This window comes from Asanoa sp. NPDC050611 (genome assembly GCF_040654855.1).
Lineage (GTDB): Bacteria > Actinomycetota > Actinomycetes > Mycobacteriales > Micromonosporaceae > Asanoa.
In genome coordinates, this window is record NZ_JBFAIU010000115.1 from 13,717 (window position 1) to 21,269 (window position 7,553).

Annotated in this window: 7 protein-coding genes; 3 read left to right on the forward strand and 4 right to left on the reverse strand. The window is 73.5% G+C overall.

The window, feature by feature from the left end; genetic code table 11:
* Positions 1-648: 648 nt before the first annotated feature.
* Both AB0H87_RS19165 and AB0H87_RS19170 read right to left on the reverse strand, forming a co-directional pair.
* Positions 649-933 carry a MoaD/ThiS family protein gene (locus AB0H87_RS19165; protein ID WP_360146887.1) on the reverse strand — a complete coding sequence of 95 codons (285 nt, stop codon included), beginning with the start codon at positions 931-933 and terminating at the stop codon, positions 649-651.
* The gene (locus tag AB0H87_RS19170; RefSeq protein WP_360146890.1) at positions 930-2,012 is read right to left on the reverse strand and encodes an exo-alpha-sialidase; all 1,083 of its coding nucleotides are present in this window, start codon (positions 2,010-2,012) and stop codon (positions 930-932) included. Before AB0H87_RS19170 ends, AB0H87_RS19165 begins: the two co-directional genes overlap by 4 nt.
* Before the next feature lie 56 nt (positions 2,013-2,068).
* Between AB0H87_RS19170 and AB0H87_RS19175 the strand changes: the two genes are divergently transcribed.
* Positions 2,069-2,497: a PH domain-containing protein gene (locus AB0H87_RS19175; RefSeq protein WP_360146893.1), complete on the forward strand. Its 429-nt coding sequence runs from the start codon at positions 2,069-2,071 to the stop codon at positions 2,495-2,497.
* Between the two features lie 96 nt (positions 2,498-2,593).
* Here AB0H87_RS19175 and AB0H87_RS19180 read toward each other — a convergent pair whose 3' ends face one another.
* Together AB0H87_RS19180 and AB0H87_RS19185 are read right to left on the reverse strand one after the other, a co-directional pair.
* The gene (locus tag AB0H87_RS19180) at positions 2,594-3,514 is read right to left on the reverse strand and encodes a 2-hydroxyacid dehydrogenase (protein WP_360146896.1); all 921 of its coding nucleotides are present in this window, start codon (positions 3,512-3,514) and stop codon (positions 2,594-2,596) included.
* A gap of 10 nt (positions 3,515-3,524) precedes the next feature.
* Positions 3,525-5,099, reverse strand: coding sequence for a hypothetical protein (locus AB0H87_RS19185; protein WP_360146899.1), 1,575 nt, complete (start codon positions 5,097-5,099; stop codon positions 3,525-3,527).
* A gap of 109 nt (positions 5,100-5,208) precedes the next feature.
* On the opposite strand from AB0H87_RS19185, the gene AB0H87_RS19190 reads away from it, so the two are divergent.
* Together AB0H87_RS19190 and AB0H87_RS19195 are read left to right on the forward strand one after the other, a co-directional pair.
* Positions 5,209-5,622 (forward strand): PaaI family thioesterase, encoded by a 414-nt coding sequence (locus AB0H87_RS19190; protein WP_360146902.1) that lies wholly within the window; start codon positions 5,209-5,211, stop codon positions 5,620-5,622.
* A gap of 106 nt (positions 5,623-5,728) precedes the next feature.
* Positions 5,729-7,553 (forward strand): diguanylate cyclase (locus AB0H87_RS19195; RefSeq protein ID WP_360146905.1); only part of this gene is annotated, 1,825 nt, incomplete at its 3' end.

A 7,553-nucleotide genomic window follows, 5' to 3' on the forward strand; every position in this document is an offset into this window, starting at 1 on the left:
ACACCCGCTCCAGCCCCCGTGCTGCGGCGGCAGCCAAGCACGCGGTCGACGGCGCCGGCCGCGCAGCTGGGCGACGCGGGTCGCACGCCAGCGCCCGCGGGCCCGGAGCGGCGGTGGCGGCCTGTAGGCCGTCCAAAGGCCCGCGGGGTTGCAAGCGCGCACGCGCGCCATCGAGGTCAGTTCGCCCGCCAAGATCAGGGCTCAGACTCACCGACCCGCGCACCGTCGCCGTCCACTCAATAGCCACGGCGCAAGTCACACCTCGAAGGCCACCAGCCGCCGTCAAAGCCCCGACACCACGCCCCCGCCTGAGCGCCGCGCCCAGCCGCCGACGTCCAGCCATCAGCCACGGCGCAGGTCACGCCTCCACGGCCACCCGCCGCCGTCAAAGCCCCGACCCACCGAACCCGCTCACCCGCCGCCGTCCAGCCAGTAGCCACGGCGCAAGTCGCCGCTCCACGGCCACCGGCCGCCGCCGAAGCCCCGAGACCAGAGCCCGCAAACCCTACCGACCCGCCAACCCGCCGCCGTCCAGCCGACAGTCGCGAGGCAACGTTCTTGCCCGTGCGGGCGCCGGGCATCGGCAGGCGCGCGGCCGAGGCCACCCGAGGTCGAGGTGTCGGCTGCCAGCGGCGCCGACCGGAGCGGTTAGCCGCCCGCGACCGACGGCAAAACCTGGATCTCGGCGCCAGCCGTGACCGGCGTGTCCAGGCCGCCCGAGCGGCGGCAGTCGTCGCCGTCCACGTAGATGTTGACGTAGCGGCGTAGGTCGCCCCGCTCGTCCCGCAGCCGTCGCTCCAGCCGCGGCCACTCGGCGGCCAGCGCGTCGAGCACCACCCGCAGCGACCCGGCGGCCGGCACCGTGAGGCGGCTCTGGCCGGAAGCCTCCGCGCGAAGCACCCCCGGCAGCAGGATGGTCACGGCATCGGTCACAGCTCCGCCGCCTTCACCGACAGCACGTCGGGTAGGTGGGCCGCGACCTGCACCCACGACTCGCCCTCGTCGCGGCTTGACCAGACCTCGCCCGATCTCGTGCCGAAATAGACGCCTCCCGGAGTCGCGTTGTCGGCGCACATCGCGTCGCGTAGGACCGTCGGGTAGAAGGGGTCCGTCGGTAGGCCCGCGGACAGCGCCTCCCATGAGTCGCCGGCGTCGGTCGAGCGGAAGACCCGGCAGCGGTGGTCGGGTGGGTAGCGGTTGCTGTCCGCCGACAGCGGGAACGTCCAGAGCGTGGCCGGCTTGGCCGGGTGGGTGACGATCGGGAAGCCGAAGTCGCTGGGTAGGCCATCCGCGATCGACGACCAGCTGGCGCCCTCGTCGTCGGAGCGGTAGACGCCGCCGTGGTTCTGCGCGTAGAGCCGGGTCGGGTCGCCGGCGTCGCGGGCCACCTTGTGGACGCACTGGCCGAACTCCGGGTAAGGGTCCGGGAAGAAGCCCGCCCGGATGCCCACGTTGCCGGGCGACCAGCTCTTGCCGCCGTCGCTCGTGCGGTAGACCCCGCCCGTCGACATCGCGACCACGACCCGGGACGGGTCGGCCGGGTGCGGCAGGATCGTGTGGATCGCCTGGCCACCGAAGCCGGCACCCCAGTCGGGCCGGTGCGGGTGGTCCCATAGCGGCCTGACCAGGGTGAACGTGCGCCCGCCGTCGTCGGAGCGGAACAGCGCCGAGGGCTGAGTGCCGGCGTAGACCACGTCGGGCTCGCTGTCGGGGCCGGGCGCCAGCTGCCAGACACGGACCAGCGACGTGTCGGTGTCAGCGGGGAACGCCACGGGCGCGTCGTCGGGCTCGGACCAGGTCTTGCCCAGGTCGTCGCTGGTCGCGACGCTCGGACCGAAATGCGAGCTGTCGACCCCGGCCAGCAGCCGCGGCGCGGCGCGACGCCGGTCGATGCCGACCGCATAGATCGACGTCATCGGAAAGTGCGGCCCGCTGACCTCCCAGTCGACCCGGTTGCCGCTGGTCGCCAGGAACAGGCCCTTGCTCGTGCCGATCGCGAGGAGGACGGTCATGGGCGACAGTATGCGCGCGACCACCGACAAAAACGGTCCCAAGGGAAGGTGGGATGATGGCCGACATGAACAGGGTACGTTTCCGGCCACATCAGTCGATCTTGATCGCCGCGTTCATCGCGTTCGTCGGCGTGCTGCCGATCGCATTCGGGCCCAGCCTCCCGGGCGACAGCTTCGCCGACGAGGGCTCGGACGTGCGCTGGATCTTCGTACCCCTGCTGATCATCCCGATTGCGGTTTTTGTCTGGGTCCTTCGCTCCGGCACCGACGCCGACGCATCGGGCCTGCGCGTCCGCGGCCTCTTCGCCAGCAAGCGAATCCCCTGGTCAGAGATACGCGAGCTGGCAACCGACGAGCGCGGCCGCGCGGTGGTCCTGCTCCGCGACGGCTACGCGGTCACCCTCGCCTCGGTCGGCCGCGACGACCTGAGCCGGCTCGTCGCCGCCAGCGGCCACGGCATCGAATGGCACAAGAACAAGGAATAGAGCGTTGCCCGGGTCCGCCGGGGGCACGACCGTCGCTCCCGCCGGACACCGCTCGCTCCGCTTCGCTGTCAGGCCCGCCGCACACAACCCGGAGCCTCAGTAGCCGCCCACGACCTCGTTCTCCAGCGGCTCCCCCGCCACGAACCGACGCAGCTGTTCGCCCACCAGCCGGTAGGCCCGCGGATGCAACCCCCGCACCGACCCCGCCACGTGCGGCGTGATCAGCACGTTCGGCATCTCCCACAGCGGATGCTCCGCCGGCAGCGGCTCCGGCTCCGTGACGTCCACCGCCGCCCCGATCCGGCCGGACGACAGCGCCGCGACCAGGGCGTCCGTGTCCGCGACCGGCCCGCGGGCCGCGTTGACCAGCAGCGCGCCGTCCTTCATCGCCGCGAGGAAGTCCCGGCCCACCAGCCCGCGGGTCTCGGCGGTCAGCGGCACGATCACCACGACCACGTCCGCGGCCGGCAGCAGAGTGGGCAGGGCCGACACCGGGTGCACGCCGTCGCGGGCCGACCGCGCCACCGACGTCACCGTCACCTCGAACGGCGCCAGTCGCGCGCGGACCGCCGCCCCGATCGACCCGGCGCCGACGATCAGCACATGCTTGCCGGCCAGCTCGTCGGTCGGGGCGAAAGACGAGTAGGACCACTCCCGCCGCGCCTGCGCCCGGGCGAAGCCGGGGAAGTCGCGCAGGTACGACAGGATCGCCGTCAGCACCCACTCCGCCGTCGACGAGTCGTGCACCCCGCGCGCGTCGTGCAGGGCGACGCCTGCCGGCAGCTGGCCGTACCAGGCGTCGGCGCCCGCCGACAGCAGCTGCACCACCCGCAGCCCCGGCATCTTCGCGGCGAGCTGGACCGAGTCGGCCTGCGCGAGGAACGGCGGCACCCAGAACGCCACGTCGCCCGGGTCGGAGGGCAGCTGGTCGGGACGCTCGGCGATCTCCAGCGTCACTTCGGACGGCACCGGGCCGAGCAGGTCGCGGCCGTGCGTGTGGGGGATCCAGACCTTCACGGGCCTCACGCTAGTCGGGCAGCGGCAGATCGACGCGGGTGCCCGGCTGATAGAGGTCATAACCCGAGACCACATCGACGGTGTACGACACCTGGTGCGCATCGAGGTAGCCGCGCACCGCAGCGCTCTCCGGCGAGTCCGTGGGCAGCGCGAACGTCCTGGTCGGGGCGTCGGCGACCGCCTTCTTGTACGGCTGGTACCGGTCGAAGCCGGGCGTCAGGTCCGCCGAGATCACCGCGCAGCGCACCCGCTCGACGGAGATGTAGGCGATGTAGTCGCAGGTCCAGTACTCGGAGTAGACCGTGGTGACCCCGCGCCGGTCGAGCTCGGCGAGCAGCCCCACCTGGCGGTCGTCGACCGCCGCGATCCGGGGCAGCTCCCGCACCACGGAAACGGTGGCCACCAGCGAGAACGCGCAGATCACGGCGAGCGCGCCGGCGCCGAGCCAGCGGGTGGCCCGGCCGCGCAGGCTCCACAGCGGCCACAGCACGGCCGGCGTCGAGATCAGCACGCAGTGCAGGTAGCGGCCGCTCTCCATCGGCGTGTTGCCGGCGGCGTTGCTGCGCGCGTAGACCAGCAGGCTGACCAGGGCCGCGGCGACGAGCGCCAGCTGCCCCGCCGGGCGTACGCGATCGGGTTGGGTCCGGAATGCCCGCCATGCGGTGTAGCCGGCCACCGCGAGCAGCACGAGCCAGACCGGCGCCCACCACAGTTGCCACGGCTCGCAGCGGCCCGGCGCGCACATGCCCGTGGCCAGCGGGATCCCGGTCAGCACGCCGCCGTGCAGGCGGTCGGCCCACGACGCGTCCGGCCCGCCGCCGTTGAGGCCGAGGAACGTGGGGATCGCGCTGTGCCGCCAGGCCGAGGTCAGGTCGTGGATCAGGAGCGGCGCGGCGCCGACGAGGGTGCCGCCCGCCAGCGCGAGCCAGCCGCGTCGCCCGGGGCGCTTGAGCAGGAGTACGGCCGCCGCGGCCGCCAGATAGGGCAGGACCAGCCAGTCGACCCACACCATCAGGCCGGCGAGCAGCCCGAAGGCGGCGTACCCGGCGGTTCTCGGCCGGGTGGCGAGGACGACCGCGAGCAGCACGAGCGCGGCGCCCGCAGTGTTGATCTCCGGGTAGCCACCGCCCGAAATCAGCTGATTTTTCAGGATCCGGTCGGATCCCAGGGCCAGCACGCCCACCACGAACGTGGCGAACCACGGTGAGTAGAGCCGCCTCGTCAGCGCCCACATGGCCGCCAGGAAGGCCGCGAAGAGCAGCAGGTTGGGCAGCCGCAGCGCGAGCACCGAGCCCTTGGCCACCGCCACCAGCGGCGCGGCGAGGTACGCCTCGAGCGTCCCCATGTAGTTCTGGCCGTAGAAGTAGACCGGCAGCCCGCTCCCCTGGCCGATGTGCAGCGCGGCGAGACCCATGGTCCCCTCGTCGCTGTTGGTCGGCGGTGCGCCGGCCAGCAGCACCGCGACCCGGTAGCCGAGGGCGGCGAGCCCGAACGCGAACGCGGTCAGCACCGCGGCGCCCGGCCGGCGGCCGATGGTTGGCGACGCCGCGGGCGTGGAGGTCTGCGCGCCGGTCAGGATCGCCACGCCGGGCAGTCTCTCACGGTGGCGCCACCCTGTCCGAACCCCCGGCACACCGGCGGATCTTGATGGTGCACGGCCCGCCGGATCGCCTGCCGGCCCGTACCCTCAGGGCGTGGGATTCACCGTCGAAGACGCCAACGGGGTCCTGGCCGACAACTTCGCGCCCTGGGTGCGCGATCTCGGTCTCGTGGTCGAGCACGTCGAGCCCGGCACCGCCACCCTCCGCCTGCCCTGGTCGGACCGTCTCGCCCGCGAGGGCGGCGCGATGAGCGGACAGGCCCTGATGGCCGCCGCCGACACCGCGACCGTGATCGCGATCTCCGCCGCCCGGGCCGCCTTCGTGCCGATGACCACCGTGCAGCTGTCGACGACCTTCCAGCGCCCGATCGCCGGCGTCGACGTCCAGGTGCTCGCCCGGGTCACCAAGCTCGGCCGCACGCTGGCGTTCGCCGACATCACGCTGACCCCCGACGGCGCCACCGCACCGGCCGCTGCGGCGCAGACGGTGTACGCGCTGCTCGGCTAGACCGCATCTGTCGGCGTAACTTTCCACGGGAGCGCTCGTTGACGGTATGAGGCGCGGTATCTTGTCGCCGCGACTCCCGGCCCCTCCACCCAAGGGGATGACCACAGTGTCATCAACCTCCCCACAGCTGCCCCGGTACGCGCGGAACGTCGCCATCGCCGGGCCGCCCGCGGCGGCCCTGGTGACGCTCGCCTGCGCGGCCGCCGGGGTCGTGCCGGCGCTGACCGCACTCGCGGCCGCGACGGCGCTGACGGCCGCCGTCGGCACGACGCGGCTCGTCCGGCTCGCCCTGCGCATCCACGCCCGCATGCACTCGTTCGGTCCCTGCCGCGGCGCCGGCTACCTCGGCATGGGCGTGCTGGCCACCGGCCTGTCCGTGGTGCTGCTGCCGTTCGCCCCGCCCGGCCTGCGCGCGCCGATCGTCGCCGTCGGGCTCGCCTTCGCGGCCGCGCTCTACGTGATCGGCCTGCTGCTCCTGCCCGGCGCCGCCACCACCACGCACGCCCGGCTGCGCCGCTGCTTCGACGGGGTGAGCCTCGGCATCAGCGTCGCGTTCGCGGTCTGGCTGCTGCCGCCCGAGGGTGGCATGCCCCCCGCCGCGTTGATCTCGGCTCTGGTCGGCTCGTTCGGGCTCGCCACCGCCACGGTGATCGTGCTGCGGGTGGTCGCCTACCGGCGGGCGGCCTGGCTCTGCGGCGGCGGCGTGGGGATCGCGATGGGCGGCACCGGCGCGCTGGCGACCATCCTCGGCTACGGCGGCCCGGAGTGGGCCCTGCTGATCGCCGCCGTGCCGATCGTCGTCAGCCCGGCCCTCATCCTCGGCGGTGCGGCGCTGACCGAGGCGGGTGTGGAACCCACGCCGGTCGGTGAGCCCGAGTCGCACCTCTCCGCGTACCCCCTGCTGACCGTGCCCGCGGTTGTCGCCACCCTCGCGGCCGCCTGGCACCTGATCACGGTCGGCGAGTTCGACAAGACCTCGATCGTGCTCGGCCTGTCGGTCATCCCCACCGTGGTGGCCCGCGAGGTGTTCGCGGTCGCCGACGTCCGCAGGTACGCCAAGCAACTGTCCGCACAGGAGGCCCACTTCCGGTCGCTGGTGGCAGGCGCCGGCGACCTCACCATGGTGATCGGCGAGGACCTCGTCGTCCGCTGGCAGTCACCCGCCGCCGCGCGCCTCTTCGGACTGTCCGATGCGGACGTCGTCGGACGCCCGTTCCCCGACCTGATGCACCCGGAGGACGCCGCCGACGTGCTCGCGGTGCTCAACCAGACGCTCTCCACGGAAGACGTGGACGCGCGGCCGGCGCTCGTTCCGGCCCGGCTCCGCGACGGCCACGGCACCTGGCGCGACACCGAGTCCACGGTCAGCGACCAGCGCGACATCCCCGAGGTGGCCGGTCTGGTGGTGCACATCCGCGACGTCGGCGAGCGCCGCCGCCTGGAGCGCACGCTGCACAAACTGGCGTTCACGGACCAGCTGACCGGCCTGGCCAACCGCCGCGAGCTGATGCGGACGATCGCCACCCAGCGGTCGGTCGAGGGCCACACCGGCGCCCTGCTGGTGATCGACCTGCACGGCATCGCCGGCGTCAACGACGCCCGCGGCCGCGAGGTCGGCGACGCGGTGCTGATCGAGGTGGGCCGCCGCCTGCGCTCGACGGTCGGCACCGACGACGTCGCGGCCCGGCTGGCGGGCGACGAGTTCGCGGTGGTCACGGTCGAGGGCCCGGTCGTCGCGTACGCCCTGGGCACCCGGCTGTTGACCGCCCTGACCGAGCCCTACCTGCTCCCGGGCGCCACGGTCCACCTCTACGTCAGCGTGGGCCTGGCCGAGCTGGCCGGCGGCGACGGCGTCGACGACGTCCTCCGCCGCGCCGAACTGGCCCGCCGCCGCGCGGGCCCGCTGGGCCGCAACCGCAACGAGTGGTACG